19 protein-coding genes are annotated in these 21,340 nt (G+C 44.6%); 15 read left to right on the plus strand and 4 right to left on the minus strand.

What is annotated here, in order from left to right; all coding sequences use genetic code 11:
- Window positions 1–9: 9 nt before the first annotated feature.
- Window positions 10–1,554: a flagellin A gene (locus tag IKB69_RS05965; RefSeq protein WP_290947291.1), complete on the plus strand. Its 1,545-nt coding sequence runs from the start codon at window positions 10–12 to the stop codon at window positions 1,552–1,554.
- Between the two features lie 54 nt (window positions 1,555–1,608).
- On the opposite strand, the gene msrA is transcribed toward IKB69_RS05965, so the two are convergent.
- Window positions 1,609–2,184 carry a peptide-methionine (S)-S-oxide reductase MsrA gene (gene msrA / locus IKB69_RS05970; RefSeq protein WP_290947294.1) on the minus strand — a complete coding sequence of 192 codons (576 nt, stop codon included), beginning with the start codon at window positions 2,182–2,184 and terminating at the stop codon, window positions 1,609–1,611.
- A gap of 20 nt (window positions 2,185–2,204) precedes the next feature.
- Entirely contained in the window at window positions 2,205–2,795 is a 591-nt protein-coding gene (locus tag IKB69_RS05975) for a LemA family protein (protein ID WP_290947297.1), read from the minus strand.
- 142 nt (window positions 2,796–2,937) lie between these two features.
- Between IKB69_RS05975 and rpoD the strand changes: the two genes are divergently transcribed.
- From rpoD to IKB69_RS05990, 3 genes are all read left to right on the plus strand, one after another.
- Complete coding sequence (rpoD, locus tag IKB69_RS05980; RefSeq protein ID WP_290947300.1) at window positions 2,938–4,803, plus strand: RNA polymerase sigma factor RpoD; 1,866 nt, start codon at window positions 2,938–2,940, stop codon at window positions 4,801–4,803.
- 2 nt (window positions 4,804–4,805) lie between these two features.
- A complete protein-coding gene (locus IKB69_RS05985) occupies window positions 4,806–4,982 on the plus strand; it encodes a hypothetical protein (RefSeq protein WP_290947305.1) in 177 nt (58 codons plus the stop codon).
- Window positions 4,983–5,076: 94 nt separating this feature from the next.
- Window positions 5,077–5,853 (plus strand): hypothetical protein, encoded by a 777-nt coding sequence (locus IKB69_RS05990; RefSeq protein WP_290947308.1) that lies wholly within the window; start codon window positions 5,077–5,079, stop codon window positions 5,851–5,853.
- Between the two features lie 485 nt (window positions 5,854–6,338).
- Here IKB69_RS05990 and nhaA read toward each other — a convergent pair whose 3' ends face one another.
- Window positions 6,339–7,775, minus strand: coding sequence for a Na+/H+ antiporter NhaA (gene nhaA, locus IKB69_RS05995; protein ID WP_290947311.1), 1,437 nt, complete (start codon window positions 7,773–7,775; stop codon window positions 6,339–6,341).
- Window positions 7,776–8,065: 290 nt separating this feature from the next.
- Between nhaA and exbB the strand changes: the two genes are divergently transcribed.
- The 11 genes from exbB to IKB69_RS06050 all read left to right on the plus strand — a co-directional run bounded on the left by exbB (window position 8,066) and on the right by IKB69_RS06050 (window position 19,004).
- Window positions 8,066–8,506 carry a TonB-system energizer ExbB gene (gene exbB / locus IKB69_RS06000; RefSeq protein ID WP_290947314.1) on the plus strand — a complete coding sequence of 147 codons (441 nt, stop codon included), beginning with the start codon at window positions 8,066–8,068 and terminating at the stop codon, window positions 8,504–8,506.
- The gene (gene exbD / locus IKB69_RS06005) at window positions 8,496–8,876 is read left to right on the plus strand and encodes a TonB system transport protein ExbD (RefSeq protein ID WP_290947317.1); all 381 of its coding nucleotides are present in this window, start codon (window positions 8,496–8,498) and stop codon (window positions 8,874–8,876) included. The genes exbB and exbD overlap by 11 nt, the downstream gene beginning before the upstream one ends.
- Window positions 8,848–9,558 carry an energy transducer TonB gene (locus IKB69_RS06010; RefSeq protein WP_290947319.1) on the plus strand — a complete coding sequence of 237 codons (711 nt, stop codon included), beginning with the start codon at window positions 8,848–8,850 and terminating at the stop codon, window positions 9,556–9,558. Before exbD ends, IKB69_RS06010 begins: the two co-directional genes overlap by 29 nt.
- Before the next feature lie 227 nt (window positions 9,559–9,785).
- On the plus strand, window positions 9,786–10,796 hold the full coding sequence (purM, locus tag IKB69_RS06015) for a phosphoribosylformylglycinamidine cyclo-ligase (RefSeq protein WP_290947322.1): 1,011 nt from the start codon (window positions 9,786–9,788) through the stop codon (window positions 10,794–10,796).
- A 26-nt stretch (window positions 10,797–10,822) separates the two neighbouring features.
- A complete protein-coding gene (locus IKB69_RS06020) occupies window positions 10,823–11,512 on the plus strand; it encodes an SH3 domain-containing protein (protein ID WP_290947325.1) in 690 nt (229 codons plus the stop codon).
- Entirely contained in the window at window positions 11,512–12,411 is a 900-nt protein-coding gene (locus IKB69_RS06025; RefSeq protein ID WP_290947328.1) for a shikimate dehydrogenase, read from the plus strand. Before IKB69_RS06020 ends, IKB69_RS06025 begins: the two co-directional genes overlap by 1 nt.
- A 288-nt stretch (window positions 12,412–12,699) precedes the next feature.
- The gene (locus IKB69_RS06030; protein ID WP_290947331.1) at window positions 12,700–12,912 is read left to right on the plus strand and encodes a hypothetical protein; all 213 of its coding nucleotides are present in this window, start codon (window positions 12,700–12,702) and stop codon (window positions 12,910–12,912) included.
- Window positions 12,913–13,095: 183 nt separating this feature from the next.
- Window positions 13,096–14,538 carry a TolC family protein gene (locus tag IKB69_RS06035; RefSeq protein ID WP_290947334.1) on the plus strand — a complete coding sequence of 481 codons (1,443 nt, stop codon included), beginning with the start codon at window positions 13,096–13,098 and terminating at the stop codon, window positions 14,536–14,538.
- 9 nt (window positions 14,539–14,547) lie between these two features.
- Complete coding sequence (locus tag IKB69_RS06040; protein ID WP_290947337.1) at window positions 14,548–15,255, plus strand: HlyD family efflux transporter periplasmic adaptor subunit; 708 nt, start codon at window positions 14,548–14,550, stop codon at window positions 15,253–15,255.
- Between the two features lie 44 nt (window positions 15,256–15,299).
- Window positions 15,300–18,380, plus strand: coding sequence for an efflux RND transporter permease subunit (locus IKB69_RS06045; protein ID WP_290947340.1), 3,081 nt, complete (start codon window positions 15,300–15,302; stop codon window positions 18,378–18,380).
- 9 nt (window positions 18,381–18,389) lie between these two features.
- Window positions 18,390–19,004: an outer membrane beta-barrel protein gene (locus IKB69_RS06050; RefSeq protein ID WP_290947344.1), complete on the plus strand. Its 615-nt coding sequence runs from the start codon at window positions 18,390–18,392 to the stop codon at window positions 19,002–19,004.
- Here the strand turns inward: IKB69_RS06050 and IKB69_RS06055 are convergent.
- The gene (locus IKB69_RS06055) at window positions 19,001–21,235 is read right to left on the minus strand and encodes a ribonuclease R family protein (protein ID WP_290947349.1); all 2,235 of its coding nucleotides are present in this window, start codon (window positions 21,233–21,235) and stop codon (window positions 19,001–19,003) included. The genes IKB69_RS06050 and IKB69_RS06055 overlap by 4 nt on opposite strands.
- Window positions 21,236–21,340: the final 105 nt, after the last annotated feature.

The raw sequence follows: 21,340 nt of genomic DNA on the forward strand, positions 1-21,340 counted from the left end.
GAGTTTCAAATGGCGTTTCAAATTAACACCAACATCAACGCTCTTAACGCACACGCTCAGAGTGTAGGCACACAGCTAGGTCTCAAAAATTCTTTGGAAAAGTTGAGTTCAGGTCTTCGTATCAATAAGGCAGCGGATGACGCTTCTGGTATGATTATCGCGGATTCTTTGCGCTCTCAAGCAAGTGCATTGGGACAAGCGATTGCCAACACAAACGATGGTATTGGGATTATCCAAATTGCGGATAAGGCGATGGATGAAATGTTAAAAATTCTTGACACAGTGAAAGTCAAAGCTACTCAAGCTGCACAAGATGGGCAAACAACAATTTCAAGAAAAGCGATCCAAAACGACATTATCCGCTTGATCCAAGGTCTTGACTATATTGGTAACACCACTTCTTACAACGGACAGGCTCTTCTCTCTGGTCAATGGACTAACAAAGAGTTCCAAGTTGGTGCATATTCTAACCAATCTATTAAGGCAAGTATCGGCACTACTACTTCGGATAAAATTGGGCAAGTGCGCTTAGAAACAGGAGCTATGATCACTTCTTCTGGTGAAGTTAGCTTGAAGTTTAAGGCTGTCGATGGTGTCAATGATGTCCAGCTAGAATCTGTGAAGATCTCTCACTCTTCAGGCACAGGTCTAGGGAATCTTGCTGAAGTCATCAACAAAAGCTCTGATAAAACAGGTATCCGCGCAAATGCTATCGTGCTTTCTACTTCTAATGAAGAGATCAAAGCGGGCGACTTGAGACAACTTGTTATCAACGGCTTTACACTTGGTGATATTATTGGTATTAAGCAAGCCGACTCTGATGGGCGATTGGTGCAGGCTATCAATGGTGCTACCGCTGAGACAGGTGTAGAAGCTTATACAGATAATGAAGGGCGACTTAACCTACGCAGTATCGATGGACGAGGGATTGTTGTTACATCAAACAATCAAGGCTCTAACTCTCCTGTAGCGATTGAGAAGATCAATGATCAAGAAATCGAAGGAACTACAACAGATGGTGTGCCAAATGGTGGCTCTATCAACTATGGACGCCTAGCGATGACTCGCCTAGATTCTAGGGACATTATCGTATCTGGGACAAATATTAGCTCCACAGGTTATGGTGATGGACAAAATGTCGCTGAATGGGTTGCTAACTTGCGCGATGTTTTAGGCGTGTTTAATGAAGCCGTGCGCTCTGCTGCTGGTGCGAATGAAAACAATGCCGAAGCTTTGAACAACAGGATTCTAGGTGCTGGTGTTACGACACTTCGAGGTGCGATGATCGTTATGGATATTGCAGAATCTGCTGGAAGAACACTTGATAGAATCCGTGCGGATCTTGGTTCAGTGCAAGGACAAATGCAAGCCACAGTTAATAACATCACCATCACTCAAGTGAATGTTAAAGCAGCTGAAAGCCAGATCCGTGAAGTGGATTTCGCAAGCGAATCTGCTGAGTTTAACAAATTTAGCATCCTTGCACAATCTGGAAGCTACGCGATGAGCCAAGCAAACGCTGCGCAACAAAACATTTTAAGACTACTTTCTTAAGTGTTTGCGACTTTGGACTTGGGGACTCCCCAAGCCTAAAGCTCAAAACTATTTTTATCTTTCTTTACTTCTTATTTTTGCTAAGTTTAGATTCTGCATATCTGCGCTATAACAGTCATCTCTAGAGCTTGTATCCCATAGCTTCAAAGCAGAATCTATATTGATATGGCAGTAGCCTTGCGGGTTAGCTTGCAGGTAGTTTTGGTGGTAGGGTTCTGCTAGGTAGAAGTTTTGCAAGGACATAGCTTCTGTAGCTGCCTTGCGAGCATTGCGCTGCTCCCAAAGCCTAATGCGCTCTATGATAATGTCCAAATCACCGCCACACTCTTGCAAATAATACACACCATTGCGATATTGAGTACCGATGTCATTGCCTTGATAGTTAAGCGCACTAGGATCAATGATAGCAAGTAGCCTATCGACGATCTCACCAAGCCCTAGACGCTTCTCATCATAACAAAGCTCTAGTGCCTCTACCGCGCCACTTATCCCAGAGCAGACAAGCTCATAGCTAGGGTTTGCAATGTGTGAGTTTGCATAGCCTACGCTAGATTCTAGCACGCCAGACACGCGCGCAAAATACGCCTGTATCCCCCAGAAGCACCCACCAGCTAGATAAATTTTGCGCATAGATTCTATCTCTTCAAATCTTAGAATTGCACTTTAGGTGCGGACTCTAGCTGCTGCGCATCAAACTCTAATGTCTTGCGATCATCTCTTAAGCGTGCAAACATTGCGGAGATAAGCACATTAGGGAAGCTTTGCTTGTAGATGTTAAAGTTGGTTACACTATCGTTGTAGGCTTGGCGGGAGAAGGCGATTTTATTCTCCGTGGTGGAGAGCTCTTCAGTAAGAGAGAGCATATTTTGACTAGCTTTTAAATCTGGGTAGGCTTCTATCGTGATATTTAGCCCTTGGAGCGCGTGCGTTAGGGTGGATTCTGCTTGGGCTAATGTACTTAAATGCGCGCCATCTAAACTAGAATCTACTTTTTGCAAGGCGACTTTAGCAGCACTTCTTGCTTCCACAACTCTAACCAATGTTTGCTCCTCGTGGGAGAGATAGCGTTTTGCTACTTCGACGAGATTTGGGATAAGGTCATAGCGTCTCTTTAGCTGCACTTCCATCTGTGCGAAAGCATTTTCCACACGATTAAGCAGCAAAATCAAGTGGTTATAAACACTTATGCCATACACTAGCAAAGCCAGCACGATAAGCCCAGTAATCACAGCCCACGCCATTAGACACTACCTGTTTTAGATTTTATATTTACACAAGATAAAACATTATACAATCCGCGCTTTAAAAATCCTTTTATCAGCCGATGTTCGCTAGTCATGGTCTCTTAAATCCTAACCCGAATCCACCCTAAAAGGCACACAAATGTCTACAAAAACAATCAACCAGCAATTAGAAGAGCTCTTTACCACCTCTGAGCAGAAGATGATTTCCCACGAGTCTATTGCACAGATTCTAAAAAAACCCCCCACAAGTGCACAGACGAAGAAAATCATAGACCTAGCCAAAAAGCATAAATGCGAGCTTGTAAGCTCCTCTGAGCTAGCCAAAACACTCAACACCCAAGATAAAATCAAGCTTGAAGAAGAGCGCAAGAAACTCCTAGATGAAGAGCTTGAAGAAGAGTTTGACTTTATGAAAGAGCGCGAGCTACTTGAGTGGAGCAGAAGCGATAGCCCTGTGCGTATGTATCTGCGTGAAATGGGACAGATCGACCTACTCACCAAAGAAGAAGAAGTCGAGCTAAGCAAGCAGATAGAATTTGGCGAAAACATTATCCTTGATGCTATTTGCTCTGTACCTTACTTGATTGACTTTATCTATGACTACAAAGACGCGCTAATTAACCGAGAGCGCCGCGTCAAAGAGCTATTTAAAAGCTTTGATGATGAAAGCGATAGCGATGGAGAAAACTTCGAAGAAAACGAGGAAGAAGAGAGCGAAGATGATAGCGAGGAAGGCAAGCGCCCCATTTCTAAGAAAGATCAAAAGCGGATCGATAGAGTACTAGAGAGTTTTAAAGCCCTTGAAAAAGCAAAAAAGGACTGGCTAAAGGTGCTAGAATCCCACGCAGATACGAAGTTTGAGAACAAGACTCAAGAGCTTGTGTTTATCCTAACGCTTGCGCATAAAAAGGAGGTGCTAAAGTCTAAGCTCCTTGATCTAGGACCTACAAGTAAGCTCATTAACGAAATTGTAAAAGCTATGGAAAATAGCCTAAAAAATGGTGATGGCTTCGAGAAAGAGCTAGCCCGCTTAGAATACAAGCTTCCGCTCTTTAATGACACTCTAGTCCAAAACCACCAGAAAATCCTTAGCAATATCACCAATATGAGTCGCGATGATATCATCCAAGCAGTGCCAGAAGCGACTATGGTAAGCGTCTATATGGAGCTAAAAAAGCTCTTCCAAACCAAAGAAGCAAGCGAGAGTAGCTTCAATATCGACCCAGAAAAACTCAAAGAGATTTTAGAGCAAATCAAGCGCGGTAAATCAATCTCCGATAAAGCCAAAACCAAAATGGCAAAGTCCAATCTCCGCCTAGTTGTAAGTATCGCTAAGCGTTATACCAACCGCGGACTACCATTCCTAGATCTTATCCAAGAGGGCAATATCGGGCTAATGAAAGCAGTGGATAAGTTTGAGTATGAAAAAGGCTTTAAATTCTCCACTTATGCAACTTGGTGGATACGCCAAGCCATCTCGCGCGCGATCGCTGACCAAGCCCGAACCATTAGAATCCCTATCCACATGATAGAGACAATCAATAGAATCCACAAAATCATACGCAAGCACCTGCAAGAGACAGGCAAGGAGCCAGATGTCGAAGTCATCGCGGAAGAGGTGGGGTTAAGTGTGGATAAAGTCAAAAATGTCATAAAGATCACCAAAGAGCCTGTGAGCCTTGAAGCACCTATTGGCAGTGATGATGATGGGAAGTTTGGCGACTTTGTCGAAGATAAAACGACCTTAAGTGCTATGGACTATATCTTAAAAGAAGACCTACGCGCCCAGATTGATGAAGTGCTATCCCAGCTCAATGAGCGCGAGCAATCTGTGATCAAAATGCGCTTTGGGCTACTAGAGGATGAGAGCGATCGCACGCTAGAAGAGATTGGTAAAGAGCTGAATGTAACGCGTGAGCGCGTGCGCCAAATAGAATCTAGCGCGATCAAAAAGCTCAAACACCCAAAAGTGGGCAGAAAGCTTAAAAACTACATAGAAGAGTAACTATGCGTGCGATAAAATTTAGCATTAAGCGCGCATTATGCGCACTTGGCTTTTCGCAAAAGACTATCACGCATTTGAGCTTCTTTTACACGCGAGGGAAGAGAAATGCGCGCATCGCGCTTTTTTTGATACAAACGATGTGTAGGCAAAATCTCATAGGGGGGGGGGCAGACAAGTAAGGGTTGCGCTTGTGGCGATAAAGCAGGGGGGCTGCCTTTTGCTGATGAAATCCGCGATTCTAGCCTCAAAGCCAAATCGCCACAAACCCCGCCCGTGCTAGTAAGCCTAACCTCCTTCCCAGCTCGCCTCCCCTATCTCCATCACACACTCTACTCACTTCTCACTCAAGACTACAAAGACTTCCATATAGCCCTATTCCTTAGCTCTAGTGAGCTAGCTCCAAGCAAGCTCCCATATATCCTAAAGATTTTTACAAAGCTTGGTTTGCTTACAATCCACTTCGTAGAAGAAAACTTACGCGCGTATAAAAAGCTCTTTTACGCCCTACAAGCCTACCCAAGCCACATCATCATAACCATTGATGATGACCAAATTTACGCCCCAAATACCATAAGCTTGCTACTAGAATCTTATGCGAGATTTCCTCGCGCGATCCACACGCACCTAGCCTATGATGGCGCGTATATGGCAGATATTTTAAAGCTAGATTCTGCTACATACTGCGCGATTATTGAAGAAAACGCCCCCCATCTAGCCCTTGCTAGCGTGGGGGTCTCTGGCGTACTCTATCCGCCAAGAGCCTTCACACAGGAGTTTTTCAACAAGCAGGCAATTATCTCTCTCGCACCTTATAGTGATGATTTGTGGTTTTATGTAATGAGTGTGCTAAATGATATACCAAAAGTACTAGTAAAAGGTGCGCTAGAGCACCCTAAAGAATCTAGCATAGCTCAAGATGAGAGCCCAAATCTTTGGGAGATAAACTGCGAGCAAAATCGCAACTATGATCAGCTAAGAGCCTTGCTACAAGCCTATCCGCAAGCTAGGGTAAAGATCCTAGAATCACTAGGGCTAGCTCCTAGAGCCTAAATGCTAGCTACTAGACTCTAGCTTTTGCCATTGCAAGCGTTGGTGCTAGGTACACGGGTAATCCAGCTAGAATCTACCCAAAGTCAAGCCAGCATAGTCTCTTAGTAAATCTAACCGCGAGTGACTCCGCACCAAATACCCAACACCCCAATTCTAGCTCCCAAATCTTAGAATCGCTTGGGTTTTACTAGAATCTAGCCACGCTTGTGCCTGCGAGTTGTGTAGAGTTTGCATTTTGGGTCAAGCCCTTAGGATCCTTTGCTAGCTCATTTAGATGCTAATCGGTGGTAGAGTCTAAGCTATGGATTTTGCTACGCTTACAATGACTAAAGGAGCTTCATTGTGCGCGCACGCACTAGCTCTGCGTAACAGCCGCACTAGCATCTATTTTACAAAAGTGGATTCTAGGGATGTAGATAAACAAAGCGAAGCAGCGCAAGGCATAGCCAATGTTCTTTGAGAAGAGTTAATACCCCATAAAGATTCTAATCTTTTGGCTTCGTGCTAAGCCACAGCATACCAACCCCAAGTAGCAATGCCAACGATGAAGAGTAGAGAATAGCCAGCTTTGAAACCATTATAGCCTGCATACCTTGCTCCAAATTAGCATACGCGAGATTTGCGACAAAAACCGCCATCGTAAAACCAATGCCAGCCAATATCCCCACTGCAAACACTTGCATAAAGCTAAGATTTGCCGGCTTTGTAGCGATCCCTAGCTTGACCCCAACATACGCAAAAACAAAAATCCCAAGCGGCTTGCCCACCACAAGCCCAACAATCGTGCCTAAAAAAATCTCATCAATATCAAAGCTTATCCCAGAATCCACCTTAACACCCGCATTGATAAAAGCAAAGAGTGGCACGATACAATAAGAACATAGCGGATGCAAAACACTTTGCAAACGTAGAAGCGGATTTTGCGCTTGCAAGGAGTAGCGCGAGATGGAGTCTAAAATCTCCACGCGCTTGCTTTGTTGCTGCAAGTCAAACTGCTTCTTTGGACTATCATCACCAAAAAATCGTGCGAGATTTTTCCACAAACCCTTAAGACTAAACTTTGTGCGCACGATATTTGTCTCAAAGAAATTTCCCCCACTTTGCGCCATTGTATAGATCCCTTCAAGCTCCTTTTTAAGATTGAGCAAACAAGTATCAGAGACATTCGATCGCCCCGGGATACAAAACGCCAAAATCACCGCAGCAATGGTAGAATGCACCCCGCTATTAAACACAGCCACCCAAAGCAAAGCCCCAAGTAGTAGAAAGCTTGAGAGCTTGTAAGTGTCTTTATAGTTGATATACACAAGCAGGACAACTATCATCCCTGCTACAAGTAGCCAGCCAATATGCAGTGTATTAGTATAAAACAGCACGATGACTAAAATCGCGCCTAGATCATCAACCACCGCCAAAGTTACCAAAAACACCTTACAGCTTAGTGGCACTCTCTTGCCTAGTAGCAAGATCGCCCCAAGTGCAAACGCCGTATCCGTACTCATCGCCACGCCAAAGCCATTAGCACTTGGTGTGCCATAATTGAAGAAGAGATAAATAGCAATAGGCACGATAATGCCCCCAATTGCCCCAAGCATAGGGAATATGACTTTCTTAAACCCAGCAAGCTCGCCATAGAGAATCTCTCTTTTCATCTCAAGCCCCATCATTAGAAAAAACAAGCTCATCGCTACATCGTTGATAAAATGCTCCACGCTCATACCCTGACGATAAGGACCAAGGAAAAGCCCAAGCTCTAGGTCTTTTAGCGCGAAATACAATGGAGAAAAATTGGAGTTTGCTACAAGCATAGCAAACACTACACAGAAAAACAGCAACACCCCACCAAAAGACTCGTGATGGATAAAGGCGATCAAATCCTTTTTAAGGCGATCTTTGTTGTAATTTTTAAGTGTGGGCTTCATTGCAATCCTTGGGTAGTGTAGCATAGCTGGAATCATAGATTCTAGCCTGATTGATAACTTGGACTTGTTTGCTTTCTTGAATTCTCGAATAAAGCTTGCGCGCGGATTATAGCTAAATCTTGCGTGTTTTTGTGGGGTTGTTGATTTACAAACACTTTAATAATACTTTTATCAAATAAGTATTAGTATCACACTAAAATAAAAATGATTCTTAAGATTCTCGCATAGTGAGAATCGAGCAGGATTTGGCTAGGCTGGATTCTGTTTGCTAAGGATAGAAAGGCTAGGATATGGACTTTTTGCGAGAGCATATTGATTTTATTGTGTTTTTGGTACTTGGGATAATGAGCTTTCTAGCACTATGGTTTAGTATTGAGCGGATTATATTCTATGTGCGTGTTGATGTGCGCGTATATGCTAGTCTTGATGCGCTTGAAGAATCGCTTAGCAAGAATCTAACCGCGCTTTATATCATCTACTCAAACGCTCCTTATGTTGGACTGCTTGGAACTGTGTGTGGGATTATGATCACATTTTATGATATGGGTATAAGTGGGGGAATGGATGCCAAAACGATTATGGTGGGGCTCTCGCTAGCACTTAAGGCTACGGCGCTTGGGCTATGTGTAGCTATCCCTACGCTTATGGTCTATAATGTGCTTTTGCGCCGTTGCGATGTACTAAGCAACCGCTACAAAACTCTTAAAAAGCATAGCTATAATGAAGCCTAGACGCGCAGAGGGGCTGAATATCGTCCCTTTTATTGATGTAATGCTTGTTTTGCTAGCCATTGTGCTGAGTGTCTCAACTTTCATCGCTCAAGGCAAAATCCCTATCAATCTCCCTCAAGCTGACAATGTGGAGAAAAAAAACGACGATAAAGTCATACAGATTCTAATAAGCGCGGACAATAGAATCTACATCGATGATAAAGAGCTAGATTCTAGCGCGCTACGCGAACAGCTTGACGCACTTGATAGTGAAGCGATGGTCGAAGTCAAAAGCGACAAGGACGCACGCTTTGAAAGCTTTGTGCAAATCATTAGTATCCTTAAAGATAAAGGACACGAGAATGTCTCTATCACTGCCCAAACACCTTAAACAACCATCTGTTATAGGCTTTTGCGTATCGCTTGGGGCGCATTTGCTCGCTACGGCGTGGATTGTGGGGATATTTAGCCAAGAGAAAGTCACGCAAGTAGGAAATGCACCCATTACAATGAGTCTAGCAAGTATCAATACTAACGCCCCGCAAAAAACCTACTCCAAGCCCACCAAGCCCAAGCAGCGAAATGAGCAAAATAAGCTCCACAAGCAAAAGCACAAAGCCAAGCACAAAATCCCCACACAAGAAATCTTACAAGACCAACCCCAAGTAAAGCAAATCTCACAAGATGATACCGCCAAACCCACGCCACAAGAGGGCGAAGAGACTAAAGAGAGTGCATCAAATCAAGATTCGCAAGGCTCTACACAAGAGCTACTTGCACATAACGAGGGTATAAGCGATGAGTTTTACACGAAGGTGCAAATTGCCATAGCGCGCAAGCACGACTACCCCCAGCTCGCTAGAATCCGCGGTATGCAAGGCACGGTTGTCGTGGAGTTTTGCCTAAAACCTGATGGAAGCATTGAGGGGATACGCGTAGTGCGCTCAAACGCGGGTGATATTCTCAACAAGCAAGCTATACAAACAATCAAAGCCGCACACAAGTCTTTCCCTATCCCCAGCAAGATTGTTTTGCTAAAAATTCCCATTAACTACGACTTGACAGATAGTTAGAATCCTTTTGGAGCGATTTGGCTTTGGGTAGGCATTTGCATAATTGCGTGATCTTTGGAGCGAGCCATTACCGCTTACCCTAAACAAGATGCAAGTCCAAGGTACAATCGTAATTTCTTTAGTAAAGAATCTACCAAAGATTCTAGCTAGGTTCTCGCGCTTATATGCCAAGTTTATATCAAGTTTAGCTATAATGCCAACCTAACTCCCACAAGTTAAGGACTACAATGCCCCAAAGCCACGCCCCAAAGGGGCTCACCTACAAAGATTCTGGTGTTGATATTGATTGTGGTAATGCTCTTGTCCGCGCGCTAAAGCCTTTGGTACGAAGCACTTTCTCTCCTCAAGTGATCGGTGGGATAGGCTCGTTTGCCGGAGCGTATGCGCTACCTAGTGGGTATAAGGAGCCTGTGCTCCTTGCAGCCACCGATGGTGTAGGCACGAAACTAAAACTTGCCATAGAGTCCAATAAGCTAGAATCTGTGGGGATTGATTTAGTAGCAATGTGTGTAAATGACCTTATTTGTAACTTTGCTACGCCAATGTTTTTCCTAGATTACTACGCTACAGGTAAGCTTGACAAAGACGCTGCCCTGCGCGTGATAAGTGGCATTGTAGATGGCTGCAAGCAGGCGGAGTGTGCGCTCATTGGCGGAGAAAGTGCAGAAATGCCCAGTATGTATAAGGATGGAGACTTTGATCTAGCGGGCTTTGCCGTAGGTATCGCAGAAAAAAACGAGGTAGAATCCACTTTAAATGCAAAGGCTGGCGATGTGCTTATCGGACTGCCTAGTAGTGGGCTACACTCTAATGGCTTCTCTCTTGCGCGCACTCTGCTATTTGATAGACTCAAAATGCGCTTTAGCGATAGGCTAGATTCTAGCTCACTCATTGACACACTCCTAGAGCCCACTAAAATCTATGTCAAAACTTTCAAAGCCCTAAAGTCGCTGATCCACTCACTGGCGCATATCACAGGTGGGGGTATTGTGGAGAATCTCCCTCGCGCCCTGCCTAGAGAGCTTGGTGCGCGCATTGATACAAGTGCGATCCCCAAGCAAGAGATATTCACACTTTTGCTTAAGCATATTGAGCGCGAAGAGGCTTACCGCGTGTTTAATATGGGGGTTGGAATGATTTTTGCTGTGGCACAAGAGAATGTCACTGAAATTCTTGCCAAAAGTGGTGGATTTGTGCTAGGTGAAGTTGTGAAGCAAGAAGGCATTACACTCATTTAAACCCTTAGGGGTCATAAGGACACGCATTGAAATCTCTTATCAAAACCTACGCCCTGCCTTTGATCGTGCTATTTATAGGTTGTGGGCTTTACTATGTGGTGTTCTCCAAAAGTGTCCAATCACATCTAGGGACTAAGAGTGAGAGTACCGCCACGCTAGATTCTAGCCCACCATCAATTAGCCCTCAAGGTGAAGTTTATATCGCAGAGCAAGAGCTAAACCCGCTAGATTCTACAACTCATAGTGATAGTACGCTTGTAGCAGATGCTACAAGCTCCACTCTAGAATATAGCGCAAAGAGCAACGCGGAGCTAGATTCTATCACGCAGAGTGAGCCTAAGCCAAAGCCTGAAGCCATCTACTACTCCAAAGCTACGAATCTCAATATCCGTGCGATCCCTAAGACTTCTGGGCGCATTGTAGGACGACTTACGCTAGGGCAGAGTGTGGTGGTCGTGGAGATAGAAAATGAGTGGGCGAAACTTGACTCCGGCGGGTGGGTGAGCCTAGCTCTGCTCTCTCCCACACAGCTAAGCGAACGACTCTATGTCGTTATCCCAAATACCCTAAATGTCCGCCAAAGCCCAGAATCTAGTGCGCCTGTGGTAGGCGCACTCTACAAGGGACAGAAAATCCAAGTCCAAACTACACAAGATGAGTGGGCGAAACTTGACTCCGGCGGGTGGGTGAGCTTGCGACTTATCAAAGCCCTATAATGCGCTATCTCTGCGTCTTTGGCAACCCTATTGAACACTCGTTCTCGCCCCTTTTGCACAATGCAATCCTACAAAGCTACAAGCTCCCCTATCTCTATGGGCGTTTTATGCTTAATAACGGAGAGGATCTAGGCAGAGTATTTGATAGTCTAGGGCTTTGTGGAGCAAATATCACGCTACCTTTCAAGGAGCAAGCCTGCCTTGTAGCCCACACACTTTCTCCCTTAGCCAAGCACATTGGCGCGGTGAATACGCTTGTGCGCACTACATCTGGCGAGATTTATGGCTATAACACCGATGCCCCCGGATTTATCACTAGCCTTTTGCTTAGTGGATTTAAACTTGGAAGTGCTAAGGGCTTGGAAGAATTTCTTCAAAGTGAGGAGATGAACAGGCTTGCGCCACTTTTGGGGCAAAGCAGTAGCGATTATATAGAATCTGTGCTGATTCTAGGAGCTGGGGGTAGTGCCAAAGCCCTAGCGTGTGCCTTGCAAGAGTGTGGCGTGCCTGTCGTGGTGGCAAATCGCTCAAACAAGCACGAAGCATTTTTCACACAAAGACAAATCCCTTACTGCACATTTGATAAGCTAGATTATAGTGCGCGATTTGACCTAGTCATCAATGCCACAAGCTCCAGCATAGCCAAAGATCTCCCCCTGTCAAAATCATCCCTGCTTCTCTTGCTCAAACACTCTAAGCTTGCCTATGATCTAATGTATGGAGCACCCACACCTTTTGCGCAAATAAGCAAAGAGTGTGGCGTAGCGTGCAAAGATGGTGCAGATATGCTGATCTTACAAGCCATTAGTGCGCTTAGGCTCTTCTGCCCACAGCTAAATGACACCCGTAGAATCTACACAATTATGCGCAATGTTTTCGCACAAGGACGCAGTGTGTAACTTTATCACTCTTCTTTTTTCAACACTTTCCTATAATCACCCGTGATCTACAAAGGGATCTATAAAGATTTATAAAGAGAGTAAGTGTTAGCTACAATCCCCCAAACCACACGCAAGAAAATCTAAGCCGCAGAAAGCTACTTAAGCTTATGGGCGCAGGTGGAGCAGCTCCTATGCTACCTTACTTTGGTGCGACAAGGGAAGCTGGGTGAATTAGCTTATCAAGGTGCATTAATGAAGCCATAGTTATGTAAGGTATGATTTACGCAAGAGCATAAAGAAGTAAGAATGAGCAATTTAGACAAAACGATCCACCCACTTGTAGCAATGCTACTTTTCTTTATCTTTGGCTTTGTATATACCCAAGCTGGTGGTAGTTTATTGCACTACTGCTACTTTTTAAGCGCAGTGTATGGGTATTGCCCACTATATAAGCGTATAAAAAGTCTAGCCAAAGACTCTTGTAGTCTAGCTATACAATCAAGCAAAATCTCCCCCTAGATTCTAGCCAAGCAGTGTAAGTACTCCACGCTTCTACAAAAGCCCGAAAATACCATAATTACGAGATTTTCTTAAATATTTGTATATACAATTATTTAAGAAAATATTAAATTCTTTGTGTTATAATCACGCTCCACTTTGATGAAGCTACCAATTATAAATGATTAGGATCTAGGAGTTTCTATGCGATGTATGCGATATGGTATTGCGTTGCTACTTTGCGCCTATGCTTATGGGCTATCTTTCCAAGAACCGCCGCGACCGGTGCCAGTGCTAGAATCTAGCGCAAGCACTACCCCTTCAGGTAAGCTTACAGATGAGCCAGCACTAGGGGTCAATGAGCTACTTAAGCAAATCGATGATCTCACCAAAGATTCCACCCAAAAAGTAGGGTTAAAGGACTTGCTAAATGGTGCGGATAGTAACTACTCTCTCCAAGCCCAAATGCTACAAGCCCAGTCAAACAAAAAAGTCGCTTCAGTCGCTAAAGCAGCATTTTTGCCGAGGTTTGATATAGATTATGACTACCAGCACAATTACAAAACCATCAACAATATGATGCAGTTTGGCAACTTTGGTAACTACCAAACCCAAGCGGCAAACGCACGCTTCTCGCTTGATCTCTTTAGTGGCTTTAGCACTATTAATATGATTCGAGAGAAAAATGCCACCTACCGCTCATCAGTCGCTGATGTAGAATACACTAAGCAAAGTATCTATCTCCAAGTAATCCAGCAGTATTACAGCTATTTCAACAATCTCTCCCAGCTTCTCTCGCTCAAACGCCAGCTTGATCAAGTGCGTGCGGATTTAGTGCGCATACAAAAGCTCTATGAATCTGGGCTCTCCACCATAGACGACCTAGAATCTTTGCGCTCACAAGTCTCATCAAGCGAATACCAAATCGCGGATATGCGCCTAAGTGTAGAGCAAAATATCCTAATGCTAAAATACCTAACCAACATTGATTTTGATGGCTTAAAGCGCGAGGATCTCGCCACCCCAGCTCTAAAAGATAATCTCGAGCGACAGGATATTATTTCCCTAAAAGAGCAAATTAACGCACTAAAATACCAGAACAAGCAGCAACACTACTACCCCACTATAACGCTAAGTGATACCTACACTTGGCAGATCCAAAAACCTGAGTATGTAGCCAACCCAACAAAGTTTGGTAGCGACCCAGCGACAGCTCCGTTTTATCAAAGATTGTTCCCCACGCACGCTAATGTGATAGGACTAAGCGTTACGCTAAAGGTGTTTGATGATATAGGGGTTAGCTTTCAAAAGCAAGTCCTGCGCCTATCCCAGCTTGCTCAAGAGAAGCAGCTAGCTTACAAGCAAGCCGAAAAGACAAAAGATGAAATGCTCTATCGCAAGACTCTTGAAGTCGCTCGCTCTAAGATTCTCTCTGCAGAAGCAAGCTTAAAATCTGCGAACATTTCCTTTGATAATGTGCGCAAGAAGTATAACAACCAACTTGTAAATTTCACTGATTATCTGCGCGCGCTAAGCACTAAGTACAATGCTGAAGCCACTTACAACCAAGCTCTAAACAATTACGAACTACAAAAAGCAAACTACATCTTTTACAGTGGGCAGCAAATCCAAGAGTATATTAAATAAGGAGACCTAATGAAGCAGATTCTACAAGCAATGATGGTGAGCGCACTTTGTGCAAGTGTGATCTATGCAGAAGAAGTGTATGCGATCTTTAACATCAAAGCCGTGCAAGATGCCAATCTCGCGCTAGATTCTGGTGGGATTGTCGATAAGATTCTCGTTGATGTCGATAGCGCGGTGAAAAAGGGTGATGTGCTACTCACTCTCGCCAATAAAGACAAAGCCTCCCAGCTCCAAGCGATTAAAGAGCAATATCTCTTCGCCAAAAAGCAATATGAGCGCTATAGCAAAAGTGCTGATGTGGTCGATAAAAACACCCTAGATCAATACCACTCTAACTACAAAAAGCTAGAAGCTGACTACAACTACTACCAATCAAGCTATGAAAAAAGCATCTTGCGCGCACCCTTTGATGGTGTGATCGCTGAGAAGAAAATCGAAGTAGGAGATGGTGTTAGTGGGGCTTCCACCACACTCTTCCGCCTTGTAAGTACAGACAAAAAAATTGTCTTGCAATTTGACTCCAAATACCAAGACAAAGTGCGCGTAGGAGATTTATATGAGTATAGTGTCGATGGAGGTGGCGTGAAAAAGACCGCCACCATTACCAAAATCTACCCAGCAATCGATACTGCCACACGCAAGATGACTGCTGAAGCAGCCGTAGATAGCGCAATGACCCCCGGACTTTTTGGCGATGGCTTTATCAAAATACGCTAGATTCTAGGCTTTTAGCATAAGGACAACCACTAAAGGACAATTGAATGTATAAATTTGCTATCAATCGCCCCATTGCGACCTTGATGTTTTCACTGGGGATTATATTTTTTGGCGTGCTTGGGTTTAAGAAGATTCCAACCGCACTTTTCCCAAATATCGACTTCCCCATCGTGCTAATTAGCACTGTGTATCCGGGGGCTTCACCTACGACTATTGAAAGTAAAGTAACTGATAAAGTCGAAGAGCAAGTGCTTGGTATTGATGGACTTAAGCAAGTTACATCAATGAGCGTGCGCAACACTAGCCTTGTCATCGTACAATTCCAGCTTGATAAGCCTATAGATCAGGCAGTAAGTGATGTGATCAACAAAGTCTCATCCGTTACCTTTACGGATGCAGATATTCGCAAGCCAGCCATTGATAAAATCGATACCAACGGGCAGGCGATCATCTCACTTTTCCTTAGTAGCGCGACTCACACCCAGCCAGATTTGATGAAGCACGCAGATACTATTATCAAACCTCAGCTACAAAAGGTAAGTGGTGTTGGTGGCGTGCAGCTAAATGGCTACCGAGAAAGACAAGTAAGAATCTACCCTGACCCAACCCTAATGGCAAAATACAACATCACCTACCCACAAATCGCCCAAGCTATTGGTAAGGAAAACACCGAGCTTGATGGTGGGCGCATTGTCAATGAAACAAGCGAGTTTGCTATCACTACCGATGGCAATAGTCCAAGTGTGGAAAAAGTCGGCGATATTCGTATCACGGATAATATTTTGCTCCGCGATGTTGCTGTGGTAGAGGATGGGCTAGAAGAGTACAAAACTTATGCGGCATTTGATGGCGTAGGTGGGGTGATTATGGAGGTGCAGAAAATCTCTGGAGCAAATGATATAGCCATAGCCGATGGTGTATATAAAGCCCTGCCAATGATCCAAGCAGTAAGCCCGGGCTATGAAGTGCGCACATTTCTAGATACCACAGAGTTTATCCGCGCAAGCTTGCACGATATTGAAGTAGATTTGATTTTAGGGGGGATTTTGGCGGTGGGCATTGTGTTTGTCTTCTTGCGCAATGTTACTATCACGCTTGTTTCAGCGATTTCTATCCCTATTTCTGTGCTTGGAACATTTGCGCTTGTACAGATGATGGGCTACTCGCTTAATATGCTTACAATGATGGCTATCACACTCTCCATTGGGATCATTATCGATGATGCAATTGTCGTTATTGAAAATATCCACAAAAAGCTAGAATCTGGTATGCAAAAGCGTGAAGCTGCCTATGAGGGTGTGCGCGAAATCGCCTTTGCGATTTTTGCTATTTCTGCGATGTTGCTCTCAGTCTTTATCCCTGTGGGAAATATGTCTGGAATCATTGGAAAGTTTTTCCAAAGCTTTGGGATCACTGTGGCTCTTGCCATTGGTGTTTCATATATTGTGGTAATGACTGTAGTACCTATGGTAAGCTCGCTTGTAGTAAGCCCTAAGCAGTCTAGATTCTACCACTGGAGCGAGCCATATTTTGTCAAAATTCAAGATGCTTATGCTAGGACGCTTCAAGTCGTAATGAAGCAAAAGACCCTAGTAACAATCCTTATCTTTGGTATATTTGCCGTCTCGATAGTTGTTTTAAGCAAGCTTGGTATGGACTTTATGCTTAAAGAAGATCGCTCGCAGATGTATTTTTGGGTGCAGACAAAGCCGGGCATTAGCATCTATGATATGCGCAAGAAAACAGAAGCCTTGCAAAGAGCCATTATGGCAGACTCTGCTAATGTAGAATACACCACAATCCAAGTCGCCTATGGCAAGACGCAAAATACCAACAAATCTAAAATCTATGTCAAGCTAAAAGATGAAAAACAGCGCAATATCGATCAATTTAGCTGGGCAAAAAATATGGCAAAAACTCTCTATGCTCTACCTGAGGCAAGCGGGCTTACCATTATCCCAGCAGAAGTCCCACTTATTGGCGGGGGAGATAACTCCGCCTTGCAGGTAATCATCTACTCACCCTCACAAGCTCTTGTTGATGAGAGTGCTACAAAGCTTAAATCTATGCTACTTGAGGGTGCGCTTAAAGGCAGTGTGGTGGATTACCACGAGAGTGTATCTGACTGGACACCAGAATATCGCTTGCGTATCCTACGCCAGAATGCCAACCAATATGGCATAACAGCCCAAGATATAGGGCAAGCGATTAGCTCGGCATTTGCTGGGGAGAACAAAGTGGGCTACTACAAAGAAAATGGCAAAGAATACAGCATAACCTTGCGTGTGCCAGATAATCGCCGCTTAAGTGTAGAAGATATTAAGCGCATACAAATTAAAACCGCTAGTGGAGAGAGCGTATTTATCGATGGGCTTGTAGAAATAGAAGAAACAAGTATGCCCTCCATAATCAATCGCTACAATCGCCAGCGCAGTATCACTATCTATGCCAACCCAGCAGAAAAAGATGGCAGAAAGATCGATTTAGGCACACTACTTCGCACCATTGATGAAAAACGCGCAGAGTGGGCGAGCGAAGGTGCAGGCTATGTCTTTAGCGGAGAGGCAGACAACCTAGCAGAGACACAAGAAGCCTTTGCCATTGCCGTGGCGACAGCCTTTGTGCTAATCTATCTAATCCTAGCCGCCTTGTATGAGTCTATCCTAGAGCCAATTATCATTATGGTAACGATGCCTCTAAGCTTTTCTGGGGCGTTTTTCGCACTAGGGATTGTAGGACAACCGCTTAGTATGTTCTCTCTTATGGGGCTTATCTTGCTCATTGGTATGGTGGGAAAAAACGCCACCTTGCTCATTGATGTGGCAAATGAAAAGCGTGAAGAAGGATATAGTATAACCGATGCGATCCTTTTAGCAGGGGAGTTGCGCTTGCGCCCAATCCTTATGACAACCATTGCTATGGTCTTTGGTATGCTACCACTAGCCTTTGCCACAGGGCAAGGGTCATCAATGAAGTCTGCCATTGGAATTTGTATGATAGGAGGACTTATTGTCTCAATGTTCTTAAGCTTGCTCATTGTCCCAGTGTTTTACAGAATCCTAGCTCCAATTGATGATAAAATCAAAAAGTTCTACAAAGTATCTAGAGATCAAACGCTTACATAAGGATAGCAAGTGTCTAGCGTAGTGCGAGTTAGCGTAATAGTTTTAGCCTGCTGTGTGCCACTGCTTGCAACTCCTTCGCTAGAATCTAAAAGCGTAGAAGAGCCTGCTTCTAGAGTGTTTGTGGGTGCAGGTGCACTGCTAGCATTCCAGCAAGACTTAGCTCCAAATAGCAAGCCTATCGCCACCTACCCTGCCCTAAGTGTATCCGCACGCGGTGGGTATCAGCACAAGTTTTTCTCTCCACTTATTGTGCGCTTGTACTTAGACTATACAATGAGTGTGCGCCCCACTGGGCTTGAGAGTATTACTACCTCAAGCTTCCTTATCAATAGCGATGCTGTGTCGTATTTTTACACACTTGGCTCGATACACTTTGGACTATTTGCTGGGGTGGGGCTTGGGGTCGCAACTTATGGAAAAGAAGTGCAAGAAGATCCTAGCGCGCTAGACTCCGTGCTAGCAAAGGGCTTTAGTGCATTTCTCAATGGTGGCTTAAGCGTGCTATTTGCTAGCGCACACCGCTTGGAGCTTGGCGTGAAGCTTCCTCTAACAAAGCTAGAGCTAGCACCTACTAGGCACTACCGAGATACGCATTTGCTTTTAATATATGATTATATATTTTAAGGGATTTGCACATAGATTCTAGCAGTGATTAGATCTACTCGCTCTATCACCGCGGTGTAAATATTCTCACGCATAAGCTCGTAGCTACTTTGGGAGATGACTACACGCGCACCTTGGAGAAGTGGAGCTTTTTTTCTGGAAGATTGAGTGCTGCTAGAATCTAGCTTTTTAGATTCTAGCGTGGTTTGAAATTCTCCATGTGCTAGGCTTTCTTCTTCAAGGATTCTAGGAATCGCGGTGTTGTGTGCAGGAGAGCTAGACTTGCAGTCTGCATCTCTTTTAATTGCAAAATTAGTGCAATGATTATCCAAAACAAGCCTAGTGCTTGGCGTTAGCCGATGTTTATTTGGTAATGCCAGATCTTTTGCGACCACCACTCCCAGTACCGGATACCTCTCATCAACCACCTGCACCAACACCACCGCCCCACTATGCGCCTGTGCCTCTCGCGCGTATTTTCTGTCCTTGAACTCCGCTTCTGCCCTAGAGATTTGCCGCTCTCTCTCATTAAGCAAAGGAACCATCACGCTACTAGATTCTAGGACATAGGCTATTTGCTTGCGCGCTTTATCCCCTAGAGCAATAATCGCATTTGCCATAATCACACGCCTAGGATCATCGCGCATTGCGATTTTTAGCAAGCGGTGGGCGATTAGATCGCTATATCGGCGAATGGGCGAAGTGAAATGCGTATAAGCCTCAAACCCTAGTCCAAAGTGCACTTCCTTTCTATCCGTGTAGCGCGCTTCTTTCTGGGCTTTGATGATGAGAGTGTCTAGCTGCTTGCGCGCACTCTCCCCGCGCTTTAGGGCTTCTTGCTGCAAGGCTTGGATTTGGGCGTGGAAATTAGAGCCTTTGATCGTGTAGCCTAGCTCTTTGGTGTGAGCAAACAGCGCATAAATCCTATCATCGCTTGGAGGCTCGTGCGCACGGTATATCCCACCATCTTCACAGATACCCGCTAGCACTTGCGCGCTTAAGATATTTGCCAAAAGCATTGACTCTTCTATGAGAGAGTGGCTAGGACAGGCAGTGTGTGTGTGGATAGATTCTATCGCACCTTGGGGATTTAGGCGCATAGTGGTATCGCTAGTTATAAAGTCATAGCCCTTTGTCAGTCGTTTTGCCTTTAGCTTTTGGGTGATCGCGTATAAATCGCGTAGCCACGAGAAGTGCGCAAGGCTAGATTCTAGCTTGCAAGCTCTTGTCTCCCCAGAATCTAAAATCGCTTGCGCTTGCTCATAGCTAATATTCGCGCGCGGGGTGATGAGTGCTTCATAGAGTCTAGCAGATCTAGGGAGCTTAGTGCGCCTATGTAGCATAATCTCCCACACAAGTGCTAGCTTAGGCTCATTAGCACGCAAGGAGCAAAGAGACTGGCTCAAAGCATTTGGCAACATAGGGTAGCAAGTATGCGGGAAATATAAGCTAAAGCAGCGTGATTTTGCCTGTATGTCTAGCTCAGTGTTTGGCAGCACATATTCACTCACATCAGCGATAGCGATATAGAGCGTGTGGGAACCCTGATCCCAAAACACCGCATCATCGTGGTCTTTGGCATCACTTGGATCAATGGTGATAAAAGGCTTATCGCAGAGATTGACCCTATCTGGGTAGCATCTCGCATCGACATCGCCAAAACTCTGGGCGAAAACTTGCGCAGCTTGGCTAAAGCTATCAGCGAAGTTATATTTAGCTAGGACAAGCTTCTCATCAACACTAGGGTCAAGCAAAGAGCCCAAAACTTTTGTAATCTGCCCAGCACTATACTCAAGCACACAATGCTTGGGCAAGGCGCGCAAAGACTTTTGCGAAAACGGCAAGGAGATAGGCTCTAGACTCTTACAATCTAGAGCAATGATTTTGCCTCTTTTTTGCACAAGACATAGTAGCCTTGAGACAGGCACACTAGAGCAGCTAAGCACCTTTATAAGTCTTGGCTCTTTAGGCTTAGTAAGCAGTAGCACCAAGTCGCCATCGGCAAGCGCATTAGCGCGCCTATCTCTGCCTCTACGCAAACGCAGTCCCCTATCTTTTGGGTTAGCAATATTTTGTGCGAAGAGTGCGCCACTATTTTTATGGATTCTTGCTAGCATAAATACAGGAGCAAGCTTATAAAGCCTAGAGTCTTTAGCAATCGCACCGCAAGCGCGTAGCTGCTCATACACGCTGGCAAATTTCTTGGGTATATCACGCCTACCTACCACAAGACTTACTAGAAACTCCTCCACACGACCCCTTACAAGCAAATGTGTTATAGTAGCATTAATGTCCTTAAAGCTCTTAGTGTGCGCTTGCCACAGCCCCAAACTCCTCTAAAAAACTCCAATGCTTTT

It is taken from the genome of Helicobacter sp. (genome assembly GCF_017502485.1).
Taxonomy (GTDB): domain Bacteria; phylum Campylobacterota; class Campylobacteria; order Campylobacterales; family Helicobacteraceae; genus Helicobacter_B.